General features: G+C 69.6%; 17 protein-coding genes and 1 tRNA gene. 13 read left to right on the top strand and 5 right to left on the bottom strand.

Features of this window, described 5'->3' with window-relative positions; all coding sequences use genetic code 11:
- Window positions 1–49: 49 nt before the first annotated feature.
- Window positions 50–1,075, top strand: a complete 1,026-nt coding sequence (locus tag AB0P18_RS04725; RefSeq protein WP_363359157.1) for an NADPH:quinone reductase — start codon at window positions 50–52, stop codon at window positions 1,073–1,075.
- Window positions 1,076–1,085: 10 nt separating this feature from the next.
- Here the strand turns inward: AB0P18_RS04725 and AB0P18_RS04730 are convergent, their stop codons facing one another.
- The gene (locus AB0P18_RS04730) at window positions 1,086–2,414 is read right to left on the bottom strand and encodes an NAD(P)/FAD-dependent oxidoreductase (RefSeq protein WP_363359158.1); all 1,329 of its coding nucleotides are present in this window, start codon (window positions 2,412–2,414) and stop codon (window positions 1,086–1,088) included.
- A gap of 54 nt (window positions 2,415–2,468) precedes the next feature.
- On the opposite strand from AB0P18_RS04730, the gene AB0P18_RS04735 reads away from it, so the two are divergent.
- The 9 genes from AB0P18_RS04735 (at window position 2,469) to AB0P18_RS04775 (ending at window position 9,893) form a co-directional block, all read left to right on the top strand.
- Complete coding sequence (locus tag AB0P18_RS04735) at window positions 2,469–2,879, top strand: nitroreductase/quinone reductase family protein (protein ID WP_344054196.1); 411 nt, start codon at window positions 2,469–2,471, stop codon at window positions 2,877–2,879.
- 62 nt (window positions 2,880–2,941) lie between these two features.
- Window positions 2,942–4,228, top strand: a complete 1,287-nt coding sequence (locus tag AB0P18_RS04740; protein ID WP_363359159.1) for a DUF222 domain-containing protein — start codon at window positions 2,942–2,944, stop codon at window positions 4,226–4,228.
- 142 nt (window positions 4,229–4,370) lie between these two features.
- On the top strand, window positions 4,371–5,348 hold the full coding sequence (locus AB0P18_RS04745; RefSeq protein WP_363359160.1) for a zinc-binding dehydrogenase: 978 nt from the start codon (window positions 4,371–4,373) through the stop codon (window positions 5,346–5,348).
- Between the two features lie 125 nt (window positions 5,349–5,473).
- Window positions 5,474–5,761: a hypothetical protein gene (locus AB0P18_RS04750; protein ID WP_363359161.1), complete on the top strand. Its 288-nt coding sequence runs from the start codon at window positions 5,474–5,476 to the stop codon at window positions 5,759–5,761.
- Window positions 5,762–5,802: 41 nt separating this feature from the next.
- Window positions 5,803–6,879: a crosslink repair DNA glycosylase YcaQ family protein gene (locus tag AB0P18_RS04755; RefSeq protein WP_363359163.1), complete on the top strand. Its 1,077-nt coding sequence runs from the start codon at window positions 5,803–5,805 to the stop codon at window positions 6,877–6,879.
- A gap of 92 nt (window positions 6,880–6,971) precedes the next feature.
- Window positions 6,972–7,802, top strand: coding sequence for a DUF4397 domain-containing protein (locus tag AB0P18_RS04760; protein ID WP_363359164.1), 831 nt, complete (start codon window positions 6,972–6,974; stop codon window positions 7,800–7,802).
- Window positions 7,803–7,827: 25 nt separating this feature from the next.
- Window positions 7,828–8,460: a class F sortase gene (locus AB0P18_RS04765; RefSeq protein WP_344054183.1), complete on the top strand. Its 633-nt coding sequence runs from the start codon at window positions 7,828–7,830 to the stop codon at window positions 8,458–8,460.
- A 61-nt stretch (window positions 8,461–8,521) separates the two neighbouring features.
- A complete protein-coding gene (locus tag AB0P18_RS04770) occupies window positions 8,522–9,103 on the top strand; it encodes a sigma-70 family RNA polymerase sigma factor (RefSeq protein WP_363359165.1) in 582 nt (193 codons plus the stop codon).
- The gene (locus AB0P18_RS04775) at window positions 9,090–9,893 is read left to right on the top strand and encodes an anti-sigma factor (protein ID WP_363359166.1); all 804 of its coding nucleotides are present in this window, start codon (window positions 9,090–9,092) and stop codon (window positions 9,891–9,893) included. Before AB0P18_RS04770 ends, AB0P18_RS04775 begins: the two co-directional genes overlap by 14 nt.
- Window positions 9,894–9,936: 43 nt before the next feature.
- On the opposite strand, the gene AB0P18_RS04780 is transcribed toward AB0P18_RS04775, so the two are convergent.
- On the bottom strand, window positions 9,937–10,500 hold the full coding sequence (locus tag AB0P18_RS04780; protein WP_344054177.1) for a hypothetical protein: 564 nt from the start codon (window positions 10,498–10,500) through the stop codon (window positions 9,937–9,939).
- Window positions 10,497–11,339: an inositol monophosphatase family protein gene (locus tag AB0P18_RS04785; protein WP_363359167.1), complete on the bottom strand. Its 843-nt coding sequence runs from the start codon at window positions 11,337–11,339 to the stop codon at window positions 10,497–10,499. Before AB0P18_RS04785 ends, AB0P18_RS04780 begins: the two co-directional genes overlap by 4 nt.
- A gap of 93 nt (window positions 11,340–11,432) precedes the next feature.
- On the opposite strand from AB0P18_RS04785, the gene AB0P18_RS04790 reads away from it, so the two are divergent.
- Window positions 11,433–11,508, top strand: a tRNA-Lys gene (locus AB0P18_RS04790).
- Window positions 11,508–12,053 (top strand): ribonuclease H, encoded by a 546-nt coding sequence (locus tag AB0P18_RS04795; RefSeq protein WP_363359168.1) that lies wholly within the window; start codon window positions 11,508–11,510, stop codon window positions 12,051–12,053. The genes AB0P18_RS04790 and AB0P18_RS04795 overlap by 1 nt, the downstream gene beginning before the upstream one ends.
- Before the next feature lie 28 nt (window positions 12,054–12,081).
- Here AB0P18_RS04795 and AB0P18_RS04800 read toward each other — a convergent pair whose 3' ends face one another.
- The gene (locus AB0P18_RS04800; RefSeq protein WP_363359169.1) at window positions 12,082–13,317 is read right to left on the bottom strand and encodes an MFS transporter; all 1,236 of its coding nucleotides are present in this window, start codon (window positions 13,315–13,317) and stop codon (window positions 12,082–12,084) included.
- Complete coding sequence (locus tag AB0P18_RS04805; protein ID WP_363359170.1) at window positions 13,314–13,745, bottom strand: MarR family transcriptional regulator; 432 nt, start codon at window positions 13,743–13,745, stop codon at window positions 13,314–13,316. Before AB0P18_RS04805 ends, AB0P18_RS04800 begins: the two co-directional genes overlap by 4 nt.
- A gap of 143 nt (window positions 13,746–13,888) precedes the next feature.
- Here AB0P18_RS04805 and AB0P18_RS04810 point away from each other — a divergent pair, with 143 nt between their 5' ends.
- Complete coding sequence (locus tag AB0P18_RS04810) at window positions 13,889–15,094, top strand: substrate-binding domain-containing protein (protein WP_363359171.1); 1,206 nt, start codon at window positions 13,889–13,891, stop codon at window positions 15,092–15,094.
- The last annotated feature ends 10 nt before the right edge of the window (window positions 15,095–15,104 follow it).

Below are 15,104 nucleotides of genomic sequence, written 5' to 3' on the forward strand. Positions count from 1 at the left end.
GGTCCGGGCGACGCGGAATGCCGGCACCCTCATCCGGCTTTCACCTCTCATGCGAACGATCATCTACACCCAGCGCGGCCCGTCTTCCGTCCTCGATCTGGTCGATCGTGAACCGGCTCAGCCCGGGCCCGGCGACGTGCGCGTGCGCATCGCGGTCTCGGGCGTGAACCCGACGGACTGGAAGGCGCGTGCCGGCGGAACACCGATGGGCTTCGATGAGATCACACCGAACCAGGACGGCGCAGGCGTCGTGGATGCGGTGGGCGAGGGTGTCAGCGGTCTGACGGTCGGGGATCGGGTCTGGCTCTTTCTTGCTGCGCACGAGCGCCCGACGGGCACCGCGCAGGAGTTCGCCGTCGTCCCCGCGAGCCGGGCCGTCCGGGTTCCCGACGGCATCGGATTCGACGTCGCAGCCAGCCTCGGCGTTCCCGCCATGACGGCCCATCGCGCCCTGACGGTCCACGAGGACGGTCCTGCGCGACTGTCGCCGGGCTCGCTCGCGGGCCGGACCGTCCTCGTGCAGGGTGGCGCGGGCGCCGTCGGGCACGCCGCGATCCAGCTCGCCGTGTGGGCAGGAGCCACGGTGATCGCGACCGTGAGCAGCGAGGAGAAGGCGGAATTGGCTCGCTCGGCGGGCGCACACCACGTTGTGCAGTACCCGGATGCCGATCTCGTCGGCGCGATCCGCGCCGTGGCTCCGGACGGAGTCGACCAGATCGTCGAGGTCGCACCGGCCCAGAACGCGGCGCTCGATGTCGACGTGATCGCCAATCACGGCAGCATCGCGTATTACGCCAACAACAACGGCGACGAGTTCACGGCGCCGATCGTGGCGAGCTTCGCGAAGAACGTACGGTGGCAGGGTCTGCTGCTCTACACCGTGGGAGATACCGCCCTCCAGGCCGCCGCCGCCGACATCACCGCTGCGCTCCAAGACGGTGCACTGCCCGTCGGAGCTGCCGCGGGACTGCCCCTGACGTGGTTCGCACTCGAGGAGACGGCATCCGCTCACGACGCCGTCGAGGCCGGCGTCACCGGCAAGGTGCTCATCCGCGTGGCGGACGACCTCACCTGATCAGGTCCGGTCAGCGCGCCCAGGCCCGCTCGATCGAGACCTCGCGGCCGAGAACGTTCTCGGCGGCGCGGTGGCCTGAGCACATCGCGGCCGTCACCGTGGCGGGGTCATCCGTCCACGTCGCCTCGCCGGCCAGATGCAGCACACCGCCTCCGATCGGTGCCGCCAGTGCGTCGTGGTCGGCGGTCGTGGATCCGACTTTCATGTAGGCGTAGGAGCCGTGACTGAGCGGATCGTCCTGCCAGTCGGTGATGTGCACGTGCGCCGGCGCGGGGATCTCGGGCCCGTAGAGCCTCCGCAGCTGCTCCATCACGGACTCGACGATCTCGTCCTCGGCCCAGTCCCGTGTCTCCCGGGCGGCCGGGCCGGCGGCGAACGTGAGAAGCGTGGGCGTGCCATGCAGCGCGGTGAGGTCGTACCAGGAGTGCCACCAGCGACCCTCCGGTCCCTGCTGGCGGACCGCATAGACGCCGTCGTCCCAGAACTTGGCCGGAAACCGGAGGAAGACCTTCTCGAAGGCGTTCATCGTCAGGCGTCCGAGGGCACCCGCGACCGGCTCGGGAATCGGCGGGTCGATCTCGAAGTCGTCGGACTGCAGGACGCCGACCGGAACCGTGATGATCGCCCGTGCGGCGCTCACCGTCCCGAAGTCGCTCGTGACCTCGACACCGGTCTCGGTCCACACCACGCGCTCGACCACATGGGTGAGCCGGATGTTCAGGCCCTCGGCGAGATGGGAGGCGAGCCGGTCGTATCCGTCGGGGAACACGACTTCATCGCCGTCGATCGAATCGTCGTCGAGCCCGTGCGCCGCGAGATCGTCGATCCATGCGCCGTACTGCTCTTCCGAGCGGTGCTCCAGGTACTCGCGGACGCGCTGGGCGCGTTCAGGGGCCCACCCCTGCCGCGCGAGAGCGTCCTCGGTCACGTCGCGGTAGGAGGCGTCGGGCGCCGAATTCTCGATCACGTCGCGGAGGGTCGTGTCGACGGTGTGGATGTCGTCGACGAAGCTCTGGGCGTCGGCATCCTCGAGCCGCTCACCGTCGGGGCCGTAATAGGCGATCGGTCGGCTGTCGGGCTGGTAGCCGCCGACGGTGAACTCGACCATGCGCATACCGAACGCCTCGGCCGCAGCGGCGACCGGGGAGTCGGTGATGCCGTGGATCCACGATGCGCCGAGATCGGTCGCGAGTCCGTAGCGACGGTCGGTCACGACGCGACCGCCGACGCGGTCGCGCGCCTCGAGCACCAGGACGTCTTCGCCCTCGCCGCTCAGCAGCCGCGCGGCCGTGAGTCCGGCGACCCCGGCGCCCACCACGATCGTGTCGAAATGTTCCATCCAGACCCGCCTCCTCGCCCGCCCTTCCGACCGTAGCGGACGTAGATTGACCCCATGGCTTTCGAGGACTACAACGACCGGATCATCGCGGAGTTCCGCGCGAACGACGGCGAGGTCGCCCACTTCGGGCGGGATCTCGTGCTCGTGCACCACGTCGGCGCGAAGAGCGGCATCGAGCGCGTGAGCCCGCTCATGGGAATCCGCGTCGACGACGACACATGGCTGATCGCGGCGTCGAAGGCGGGAGCGCCTTCGCATCCTGCGTGGTACCACAACCTTCTCGCTCATCCCGAGGTGCTGATCGAGACGGCGGATGCCGGCACCGTCGCCGTGCGGGCGCGCGAGCTCATCGGCGCCGAGCGTGACGAGGCATGGACGCGCTTCACGACGCGCAGCAAGGGCTTCGCCGATTACGAGGCGCGCACGACGCGCGTGATTCCGGTGATCGCACTGGAGCGCCGCTGACCGGGCCTTTCGCTCCCTGACGCGGTCGCACCGATGTCGGAGGTCGGCTCTAGCGTGGAGTCATGAACGAGGGGTCGCCCACCGCCGAGATGCTCCGCGCGAGCGCTCTCGATCTCGTGGTCGACCTCGGGGCGACGATGGCGATGTGGGCGGCTGACCGTCTCGTGCAGATCGATCTCATGCGTCAGGAATACCTCGCGGACGCCGAGGCGGCCGGGCGACGGCTGACCGATGTCGTGCTGCGCGGGTTGCGACTCGAGCTCGCGGCGGCGATGCGCGTCTCCGAGCACGACGCCGGCACCATGATCACGCGGGCTGAGGCGCTCGTGCATCGCTACCCGCAGGCTCTGGATTCCCTGCAGACCGCACGTATCACCGAGAAGCACGCGGACGTGCTGGTCGCGGGCCTCGACGAGCTGGAGCCCGAGCTGCGCGAACGTCTTCAGGGACGCGTCATCGCAATGGCCGAGCAGCAGCCCGTCGGGCAGTTCCGGCGCTCGCTGCGTGCTCTGGTCGAGCAGACGCGCGTCGTCACTCTGTCCGACCGGCACGAGGCGGCGCTGGCCGCCCGTCGGGTCCACGTGGAGGCGGTGGCCGACGGGATGGCCTGGACTCACCTCTACGGGCCGCTGGTCGAGGCGCACGCGGCGTTCGGTCGGCTGACGCAGATGGCGAAGGTGATCAGCGGACACGAGGAGGAGACGCGGACGCTCGACCAGATCCGTGCGGACGTCATGGGCGATCTGCTCATCGAAGGGACCACCGGCGAACGGCCCGACCAGGGACGCGGCATCCGCGCGACCGTCGTGGTGACGGTCCCGGCGCTCGCTCTGCTCGAAGAGGACGACGCCGCCGTGGCCGCACGGGGGAACGAACCGGCGACGGTCGAGGGTCTCGGGCCCATCCCGATCGAGCGTGCGCGTGAGCTGTGTGGCGGCGACGCGGCGTGGATGCGGGTCCTCACCCACGCCGAGTCCGGAATGATCCTCTCGGTGGGACGCACCCGCTACCGGCCGCCGCCGGAGCTCCGACGGCTCGTGACCTGGCGGGCAGATCGGTGCATGGGCCCCGGGTGCGGGATGCCCGCCTCCCGCTGCGACGTGGATCACACGATCGCCTGGGAGGACGGTGGTGCCACCGGCATGGAGAACCTTGCCCCGCTGTGCAGAGGCCATCACATGGTGAAGCACTACGGCGGGTGGAAACTGCGACAGATTCCGGGCAGTGGCGGGGCCGTGGAGTGGGTGTCGCCTGCAGGGCGCCGATACGCGGTTGGACCCGAACGGCGGGTTCCGGTGTTCAGCGTCACCGGGTCGCCGGCCTCGGGCCACGGCGACGCGCCGTTCTGAGCGGGCCCGGCCGGTCCGCGTCGGCCATGACCGCGGATTCGTCTCGATCGGGAAGTCTCGGGGCGCCCGTGCTGTTCACGTATGGGTGGTTCGCGCGATCCGCGCGGCCACGGCCTCAGATCTACAGCAGGGAGCACCACGAATGCGCGCACTCACCCACCCCACGTTCGCCGACGCCGCGGAGGTCCTCGAGGTGACGGAGGTTCCGCTCCCCACCCCCGGGCCCGGTGAGGTACGAGTGCGCACGGTCCTGTCGCCGATCCACAACCACGACCTCTGGACGATCCGCGGCACGTACGGTTTCAAGCCGGAGCTTCCCGCGCGCAGCGGAACCGAGGCCGTCGGCGTCGTAGACGCGCTCGGTGACGGCGTGGAGAACCTGACCGTCGGACAGCGCGTCGCCACGGGCGGGACGTTCGGGGTGTGGGCCGAGTTCTTCGTCGCTCCGGCGGCAGGTCTCGTCCCGGTGCCGGACGGCATCAGCGACGAGACGGCCGCACAGCTGATCTCCATGCCCTTCAGCGCCCTCAGCCTCCTGGACAGCCTCGACGTCAGCGCCGGCGACTGGATCGTGCAGAACACCGCCAACGGCGCGGTCGGGCGCCTCGTCGCTCAGTTCGCCGCGGCGCGCGGCATCCGCGTTCTCGGGCTCGTGCGACGGGATGCCGGCGTCGACGAGCTCGCAGCGATCGGCATCCGCGACGTCGTCTCGACCGAGAGCGACGGGTGGCGTGAGCGTGCCGCGGCGATCCTCGAGGGTTCCGAGCCGCGCGCTGCGGTGGACTCGGTGGGCGGAAAGGCTGCGGGCGACCTGCTGTCGCTCCTCGGCGTCGGCGGCACACTCGTATCGTTCGGGGCGATGGGCTCCGGCAACCTCGAGATCTCCTCGGGTGACCTCATCTTCAAGCAGGCGACCGTGAAGGGCTTCTGGGGGAGCGTCGTGAGCAGGGAGATGGACGCCGCCAAGCGCGGAGCGCTTTTCGGGGAGCTGCTGCAGCGCATCGGTTCGGGCGAGGTCTCGCTGCCGGTGGAGGCGATCTTCCCCTTCGAGCAGGCGCGTGAGGCCGCGGCGGCCAGCGCACAGCCGGGTCGCGACGGCAAGATCCTGCTGCGCTTCTGACAGGCGCGTCGCGGGGCGAGGTCTGTCAACCCCCGAGCGTTCAGGGTCGGGGCGGCGCAGAGTGGACGAGCCTGACCCGCCCGGCCGGTGACCCACCGACCGGATCCGCCACGGAAGGACGCACAATGAGCACGCCCGCCCCGCACTCGCACCACTCCGACGACGCGACCGCCGACGACGCGCCCCCGACCGACGGCATCACCGACGAGGTGCGCAGCGACTCCGCCGCGCACACCGGGGGTGCTCCGGAAACGGGGGGACCGGACGATCGCGGCGACGGCGACGTCGACCCCGCCGATCTGAACATGCCGGGCCGGGGCGGGACCGAGGGCACCGAGCAGGAGCTCGACGCCGACAACGCCGTCGAGGCCGACACCCTCGCGACGCTCGACCCCGAAGCGCCGCCCGCCTGATCCGCCGGGCGGCTGTCCGGGCCCGCGGGTACCCTCGACGCGTGGTCCATCACCTCACCCGCGACCAAGCACGCCGCATCATCGTGCGCGCGCAGCTGCTCGACGGTGCTCGGCCCGGCGACGTGGTCGAGGTCGCCGAGCAGCTCGGGTACATCAAGATCGATCCGACGGCGGTGATCGCACCGTGCGAGCACACCGTGCTGTGGTCGCGGATCGGCTGGTCTTACGAGCCGGGCCAGCTCGCTAAGGCGGTCGAGATCGATCGCCAGCTGTTCGAATTCGACGGTGCCTTCCGCCCGATGAGCCTCCTGCCGCTCATGAAGCCCGCGATGCGACGCTGGCCGGAGCGCGAGAACACCCGGCAGTGGCTCGAGGCCAACACGCGGTTCCGTGCCGACGTGCTCGCGCGGCTGCGCGCTGAAGGGCCCCTGGAGGCGGGGGCCATCGATGACACGGCGCAGCTTCCTCGAAAGCCCGACGGATGGTCCGGGTCGAACGTCGTGACGATGCTGGAGTGCCTCCTGCGCCAGGGCGAAGTGGCGGTCGCGGGCAGGCATGGTCGGCACCGCCGCTGGGATCTCGCCGAGCGCGTGTACCCGCTCGACCTGCCCGAGTACGACGAGGAGGAGGCGCAGTCGCTGTGGGACGCGCGCCGGCTGCAGGCAGCCGGCCTGGCGAAGCAGCGTTCGCCCTGGACTCCGGTCGGCACGGCGGGGGAGGAGGCGCGCGTGGAGGGGAGCGCGTGGAAGTTCCGCGTCGATCCCGACGCGATCGGCGCGCTGGAGGAGGAGGAGGCGGGGCGAGTCGCGATCCTCAACCCGTACGACGGAATGCTGTTCGACCGGCCCCGTCTCGAGCAGGTGTACGAATTCACGTACGTCCTCGAGCAGTTCAAGCCCAAGCCTCAGCGACGTTACGGCTACTTCGCGCATCCGATCCTCCTGGGCGATCGGCTCGTCGGGATGCTGGATGCCGAGGTGGATCGGACCGGCGACACCCTGAAGATCGCGGCCGTCCATGAGTTCCTCCCGCTCGAGGAGGAGGAGCGCGAGATGGTGGATGCCGAGATCCGCGAACTGGCCGAATGGCTGGGCGTCGACCCGGCCTTTTCCCCCTGATCCGAAAAAGATCATTCAGCTGCATCCAAAACCCGTCCACGCACGGAAGTACTCATCACAGGGCGGAAGAGCCGCCCCCCAAGGAGGACAACGTGCGTAAGACCATCGCTGCCGGTGTCGTTGCCGGCTTCGCCCTCGCGGCGGGCTTCGTCATGCCTGCCCAGGCCATCTCTGCCACCAACGCGGATCTGTATGTGTTCCACGGCATTCCCGACACCCCGGTCGACGTCTACGTCAACGGCGCGCTCACGCTCGACGACTTCCAGCCGGGAACGTTCGCCGGACCGGTCGACCTTCCGGCCGGTGACTACGACATCGCCCTCACGGCCCCGGACGCGGCTGACGCCAGCGCTCCGATCCTCGAGGCGACAGTCACTCTTGCGGCGAACACGAGCTACACCGCCACGGCGAACTTCGCCGAGGACGGAACTCCCGCGCTCAACCTGTTCACGAACGACATCGCCACGACGAACGCCGGAGAGGGCCGCCTGACGGTTCGCCACGTCGCAGCCGCACCCGCGGTCGACGTCCTGGCCGGGGGCACCGCGGTCATCTCCTCCCTCGCGAACCCGGACCAGGCCACGCTGAACCTGCCGGTCGGAACCGTGTCGGCGTCCGTCGCCGCCGCGGGGACCACCGAGCCCGTGCTCGGCCCGGCAGACGTGCCGATCCAGGACGGCGTCCTGACGATCGCGTACGCCTGGGGCAGCCTGGAGGACGAGACCCTCGCCCTGGCCACGCAGAACATCACCATCGGTCACTCGACCCCCGGTGGCGTGCCTTCCGGAACCGCCGGCTACGCGGCCGAGCGTGACGCGATGACGCAGGCGTTCTGGATCGCCGGGGTGGCATTCGCCTTCGCCGCGGCATCCGTCGCCATCGTGGTCGCCCGCCGCGCCCGCGAGTCCAAGATCGAGTCCTGACCCGACTCACCCGAGAGAACTGACGATGACCCTGCGACTGATCGCACCCCTGGTGCTCATCCTCGCTCTCTCGGCCTGTGCGCCCGCCCCCGCCCCCAGCGGGGCGGGCGCACCCGTCACCCCTCCGACCTCGCCGGCCCCCACGGCGACCCCGACCGCCGCCGTCGACGTCCCCATCGTCGACGGATCACTCACGTCGGTGCGTGCACCCGTTCCTCCTGTACGGGTGCAGGTGCCGGCGATCGGCGCGGACATGGAGGTGGTCCCGGTCGGGGTCGAACCGAACGGCGCCATGGAACTGCCTGTCGATCCCGCGGTCGCGGGATGGTATCGGTTCGGCCCCGATCCGTGGAGCCCTGACGGCAACACGGTGATCGCCGCCCACATCGACGCTCCCGACTACCCGATCGGCCCGTTCGCGGGGCTTCGCGATCTGCCCGCGGGAGCGGAGGTCACGGTGACCGGGGCGGACGGCGCGTCCGCCGTCTACACGGTGAGCACCGTCACGTACTATCCCAAGCAGGAACTGCCGACGCAGGACCTGTTCGCCCGCCAGGGCACGAGGGCTCTCGTGCTCATCACGTGTGGAGGCGAGTTCGATGAGACAACAGGTCATTACGACGACAACGTCGTCGTCGTCGCCACTCCGGTGGCGTGACCGGCCCGCGCAGGATGTCGGGCACGATCGGGATGACGAGCGGAGAACGGAGGCGCTTCGGGTGAGCGCGAGGGACGCGGCTGCGGCGAGCGAAAGCGCCGACGCCGAAGCGGCGTGGGACGCCCGGTTCATCACGGGTGACGAACGCGCGCTCGAGCATGTCTATCGCCGATGGTCGCCCGTGGTGTTCACCCTCGCTCTTCGCTCGCTCGGCGACCGAACCGATGCGGAGGACGTCACGCAGAAGACCTTCGTCTCGGCGTGGACGTCGCGTGCGTCCTTCGACCCGTCGCGGGCGCGCCTGTCGACGTGGATCGTCGCGATAGCGAAGCGCCGGATCGCCGACACGCACGAGGCGCGCGCACGCGTGCGTGCTCTGCAAGAGCAGCTCCAACGCGTCACCCGGCCTGACGATCTGGTCACCGACGAAGTCGACCTCGGCGAGACGGTCCTGGTCGCACAGGAGATGGAGCGGCTCGAACCCGACGCCCGGCGGGTGATGAGGATGGCCTTCTTCGACGATCTGACCCACCAGGAGATCTCCCGCCGCCTCGACATGCCGCTGGGGACCGTGAAGAGCCACATACGACGAAGTCTGGAAAGAATGCGCACTCGACTGGAGGTGACACATGCCGCACATTGATCCCGAGAGACTCGCCCTGTTCGCGATGGGTGAGCCTGTCGCTACCGCGAGCGAGACCGAGCATCTGGCCGATTGCGCCGCATGCGTCGATGACCTGGCCGCATTGCGTCACGTCGCCGTCGCCGGTCGGGCCAGCATCGACATCGGCGACCTGGAGTCGCCGCCCGAGGCCGTGTGGGCCCGGATCTCCAGCGAACTCGGATTGGGCACCCGCGTACTCGACGGGGGGGAGGAGTCCGCGCCCGCGGCGGCTGCACAGCCCGCGCCCGTCGATGCACGCCCCGCGCTCCCCGTGGATCCCGAGTCGTCTTCCGTCGAACCGCAGCCGGCGCACGACGCCGCGCCGCCACGCCGGCGTCTGATGACCCGACTCTTCGCCCTCGCGGCATCCGTCGTCCTCGTCGCCGGCGTCAGTCTCGGTGTCTGGGCGATCAACCAAGGCTCCGGGCTCACCGAGGTCGCCGAGGCCACTTTGGATCCGTTCCCCGACCACCCCGACGCCGTCGGTGCCGCCGTCGTGGAGGAGCGTCCCGACGGGACGTTCGCGGTGCGGGTGAAGGTCGACGCGGATGCCGCTCCCGACACGTTCCGTGAGGTGTGGCTCATCACCGCCGACGCGTCGGCGCTCGTGAGTCTGGGCGTCATGGACGGCGAGGAGCAGACGTTCGCGGTCCCGGCGGATGTGGATCTGCGCGACTACGTGCTGGTGGACGTGTCGCAGGAGCCGGTGGACGGCGACCCCACCCACTCGGGTGACTCGATCGTCCGAGGTGAGCTCACGTTCCTCTGACCGCGGCGCGGACTGACCGCGGCGCGGACGGCCGCGGCGCGGCTCAGCCCCAGGTGACCAGCAGCAGGCCCTGCTTGGTGTCGGCGTATTTCACCCAGCCGTCACCGAACAGGTAGGTGAGGCCGTAACCGTCGCCGTCCGTGGCGACCGTCGTGTCGGCGCTCTCGGTGACGATAAGTCCCTCCGGCGACTCCTCGACGCGCCAGCCGAGTGCGACGAGCTCGTCCTGAGCGTCATCCGCGGCCTCCGCCGAGATCGGGGCCCAGCCGTAGATCTGGACGTGGTCGGTCGCGGTCGTGAAGTCTCCCCAGACACACTGGACGCCGCCCTCGAGCTCCTGCTCGCCGATGCGGAAAGGCTCGGCGCGGACGGTCCATCCGACGCTGCCGAAATCCTCCACCGTCGCCGCGGGGATGATCGTCTCGCACGTCGGATCTCCGAGCGGCTCGGTCGTCGCCGTCACGGAGGGTGTGGGCGTCGGCGAGGTCGCGACCGGTTGCGGGCTCGGGGGCGGTCCGGCCTCGGTGGACCCCGCGCAGGCGGTCAGCACGAGCACTCCCGCCGTGAGCAGGAGCGAGGATCCGAAGAAGGTGCGGCGGCGGGTCATGCGGGAGCCTCCGTCTTCGCGTGGAGCAGGTCGAGGAACTTTGTGTGAAGCACTCCGTTCGTCGCCAGTGAGGAACGCTCGGAGAGCGAGTCGCGGCCGGCGAACGAGGTGAACCGGCCCCCCGCTTCGGTGATGATCGGCACGAGCGCGGCGATGTCGTACTCCTTCACGCCGAACTCGGCGACGAACTCGAGGCGGCCCTCGGCCAGGAGCATGTACGGCCACGCGTCGCCGTAGCCGCGATCGCGCCACACGGCGCGGGAGAGCCGGATGACGGCATCCAGCTGACCGGCGTCATCCCACTGACGGATGCTCTGGAAGCTCACACTCGCCTCGGCCAGGGTCGAGACAGCCGAGACGGCGAGAGGAGCGACGCCGCCGTCGGGTGTGTTCGTCCACGCGCCCAGCCCCTTCGCCGCCCACCACCGGCGTCCGAGGGCCGGCTGGCTCGCGACACCCACGCGCGGCACGCCGTCGATCGCCAGGGCGATCAGGGTCGTCCACATCGGGATGCCCTTGAGGTAGTTCGCGGTGCCGTCGATCGGGTCGATGATCCACTGGCGCGCACTGTCGCCGCTCGTCCCGTACTCCTCGCCGAACACGCCGTCGGCAGGGCGCTCCGCCGCGAGGACGCGGCGGAGCTCGCGTTCCGTGGCGAGGTCCGCCTCGGTGACGTGGGACGCATCCGGCTTCACCGCGACGTCCAGATCGGCCGCGTCGAAGCGCGACATGGATGCCGCATCCGCGGCGTCGGCGAGCCGGAGTGCGAGGTCGAGATCGGCCTGGAGATCGCCTTCGAAGGGCGCATCGAACGAGACCGGGCGGGAGGGGGAGGTCACGTCGACCAGCCTAACCGCGCGGTGTCGCCTCGATTTCCGGGTCGGCGGATCGTGATGGTAACGTTGACCCTCGGTTCGCCTCATGCGGATCACGCACCTCTAGCTCAATCGGCAGAGCAACTGACTCTTAATCAGTGGGTTCTGGGTTCAAGTCCCAGGGGGTGCACCATGAGCTCTTACACGGTCGCGACCGACGGCGCCTGCATGCGCAATCCGGGTCCGACGGGCTGGGCGTGGGTCGGTGAGGACGGTCGCTGGGCGGCGGGTTCGCTCGAGGACGGCACGAACAACATCGGCGAACTCCTCGCGGTGCTCAACGCGATCCGCGACAACGCCGACGTCGAGAACCTGCACATCCAGGCCGACTCCATGTACGCGATCAACACCTACCAGTCCTGGATGGACGCGCACCGTCGCCGGGGCTGGAAGACCAGTGCCAAGGAGCCGACGAAGAACGTCGACATCCTGGAGGCGCTCATCGAGGCCCGCGACGCGCGGCGGGCGGCAGAACTGCCCGACGTCACGTTCGAGCACGTGCGCGGCCACGCCGGCCACCGCCTGAACGGCTGGGCCGACGAGCGGGCCGTCCGGGCCTCGCAGCACGGCAACCGCGGCCTCGCGTCGGTGTGGTCCACCGACCGCGGTCAGGAGCGGATCGACGTGAGCGTGGATGCGCCGCGCTCCGGCGAGGACAAGCCCGCCCGCAAGCGCTGAGCGGGCGTCCCCACGGGCCGGATTCGACTCACGCGGCGTCGCCGACCAGGACGGCCGCCCCCTCGTCCGCCGCATCGGCCGCACGCCGGTCGACTCCGGCGAGCAGCCCCCGTCCGACGGCGATGATCACCACGGCGATAAGAACCGATCCCGCTGCGAACAGATAGGGCACGGTGGGACCTGCCAGGTGCCACAGCAGCGCCGCGACCGGGGGAGCGGCGGCGCCACCGAGGAACCGCACCGCGGAGTAGGCCGACGATGCGACGGAGCGCGGCAGGTCGGTCGCCTCCATCACGGATTCCGTCAGCACGGTGTTCACGATCCCGAGCAGGAATCCGCCCGCGACGATGCACGCCACGAGTGCGGCGGGGGAGGTGACCACCAGGCCCGCGGCGACCAGGTCGAGCACGAGCAGCGGCAGGACGAGCAGCAGCACACCGGTCCGCGACATACGTCGAGTCAGCAGGGGAGCGACCCATACGCTCGAGATCGCGAGCGCCACCCCCCATCCGAAGAACGTGAGCCCGATGCCGAGCGCGGAGAAGCCGAGCGGGAACGGCGAGAACGCCAGCAGGACGAAGAAGCCGATGTTGTAGAACAGGGCTGCCGCGGCGAGGAGTGCGAGCGCGGGTTGACGGAGAGCGCGCAGCGGCGCGCTCAGGCGCGTGGGCGTCCGAGGTCCCTCGTCGCCCTTCAGGAGCACTGACACCCCGATCAGGGCGATCGCCATGAGCCCAGCGACACCGAAGAAAGGGCCTCGCCAGCTCACCGAGCCGAGAAGTCCGCCGAGAAGGGGACCGATCGCGATGCCGAGGCCCAGAGCCGCCTCGTAGAGCACGATCGCCGCGCCGCTTCCGCCGGCTGCGGCGCCCACGATCGTGGCGAGCGCTGTGGAGATGAACAGGGCGTTGCCCAGTCCCCACCCGGCGCGGAAGCCGATGACCGCATCGACGCTGCTGCTGAGCGCGCACGCGAGTGCGAAGACCAGGATGAGGGCCAGTCCGATCAGAAGTGTGGCCTTCGCACCGATGCGACTGGAGACGAAGCTCGTCACGAGCATCGCCAGACCGGTCACCAGCAAGTAGCTCGTGAACAGGAGTTCCGTCTCGACGGGGCTCGCCTGGAGCTGGTCGGCGATCGCCGGGAGGATGGGGTCGACCAGGCCGATGCCCATGAAAGCGACGACGCACGCGAACGCGACGGCCCACACCCTCACCGGCTGCCGCCACACGCTGGGGGCCTGGCTCGTCTGTGCGCGGGTCATCGGGCGAGCTCCGCCGCGCCGGTCTTGCGGGCGAGGATGCCGGCGGTGCGGCTCAGCGCCTCCCAATCCTGGTCATCCAGATCGGAGAAGTGCGGAGCGAGGGCGTCCGTGAGCTGGGACATCCATGCTTCCAGCGCGGAGACTCCGAAGTCGGTCACCTCCACCCGCGTGACACGCGAGTCCTCGGCATCCGTCGACTTCCGCACGAGCCCGGCCTCCGTCATCGCGCCGACCAGACGAGTCATGCCCGGCTGGGTGACGCGACTGAGTGAGGCGAGTTCGCCCAGACGCAACGGCCCGTTCTCGCGGAGGATCGTGAGGGTCCGCCACTGGGCGGCGGGCGTCTCGTTGCGCGTTTCCTGCGCAGCGATCCGGGTCAGGGCGTGCGCGGCCACCACCAGGTTCCGCAGATCTTCGGAGTGAGTCATATCTCAAGTATATACCATAGGTATGTTTGTGGCCCCGAGAGCTGCAACGGCGGCGCATTGACAGCGGTCGTCCTCTTTCGTAACGTATCGAGTACCTGAATCAGGTTTCAGGTAGATCCCTTCCAATGGTGAAAGACACGCACATGCGGGTTACGAAGAAGTTGCTCCTGGGGTCCGTGATCGCCACGGCCGCGCTCGCCCTGGCGGCCTGCGCACCCCAGACGGCGCCGAGCGGCGGCGCGACCGAGGAGTCCGGCGGCCCGGCCGAGATCACCGTCGGTATCGTCACGAGCGAGACGGGTCCGCTCGCCGGATACGGCAAGCAGTACCTCGACGGGTTCAAGGCCGGTCTCGATTACGCGACCGACGGCACGGACGAGGTCGCCGGGACGAAGATCGTCGTCGAGTACAAGGACGACGCAGGAGATCCCGACAAGGCCGTCACCGCCGTCAAGGAGCTCATCGGCTCGGGCGTCACCATCATCGGCGGCAGTGCATCCTCGGGTGTCGCCCTCGCTGTGGCCGAGCAGGCCGCGCAGAACAAGGTGCTCTTCGTCTCGGGGCCCGCGGCGGCCGATGCGATCACCGGTGTGAACGACTACACGTTCCGCTCCGGTCGACAGAGCGCGCAGGACGTCGCGACCGCGGGCACGTTCCTCGACGACCTCGAGGGCAAGAAGATCACCGTCCTCGCCCAGAACAATGCGTTCGGGCAGGGAAACGAAGCAGCAGTGAACGCGATCCTGGGTGCGAAGGGAGCGACCGTGGACTCGGTGCTCGTCGCGGAGGATGTGACCGAATTCACGCCGTTCGCCCAGCAGGTGCTCGCCGGCAGCCCGGACCTCGTGTTCGTGGCCTGGGCGGGGGCGACCTCCGGCGCGATGTGGCAGGCGATGAGCCAGCAGGGCGTCCTGGACGAGATTCCGGTCGTCACCGGACTCGGCGACTCGGCGACGTTCGGGGCGTACGGCGAGGCATCCGAGAAGATCAGCTTCCTGAACCACTACTTCCCCGGGGCGAACGACAACGACGTCAACACCGCGATGATCGAGGCGATCGAGGCGGAAGGGGGCACCCCCGACCTGTTCAGCCCTGACGGCTTCAACGCGGCGATCATGATCGTGCACGCGATCGAAGAGGGCAAGGGCGACGTCGATGCGATGATCGCTGCGCTCGAGGGCTTCGAGTTCGACGGTCCCAAGGGTGCGATGACCGTGCGCGCGGAGGACCACGCCCTCATCCAGAAGATGTACCAGGCGAAGCTCGTCGCAGACGGTGACGCGTTCGTCCCCGAACTCGTCGATACGGCCACCGCCGACGAGGTCGCCCCGCCCGCTGCGGCGAAGTAGGTCGCGCGTA

It is taken from the genome of Microbacterium sp. NPDC064584, from assembly GCF_040687315.1.
GTDB classification, from domain to species: Bacteria; Actinomycetota; Actinomycetes; order Actinomycetales; family Microbacteriaceae; genus Microbacterium; species Microbacterium lacus.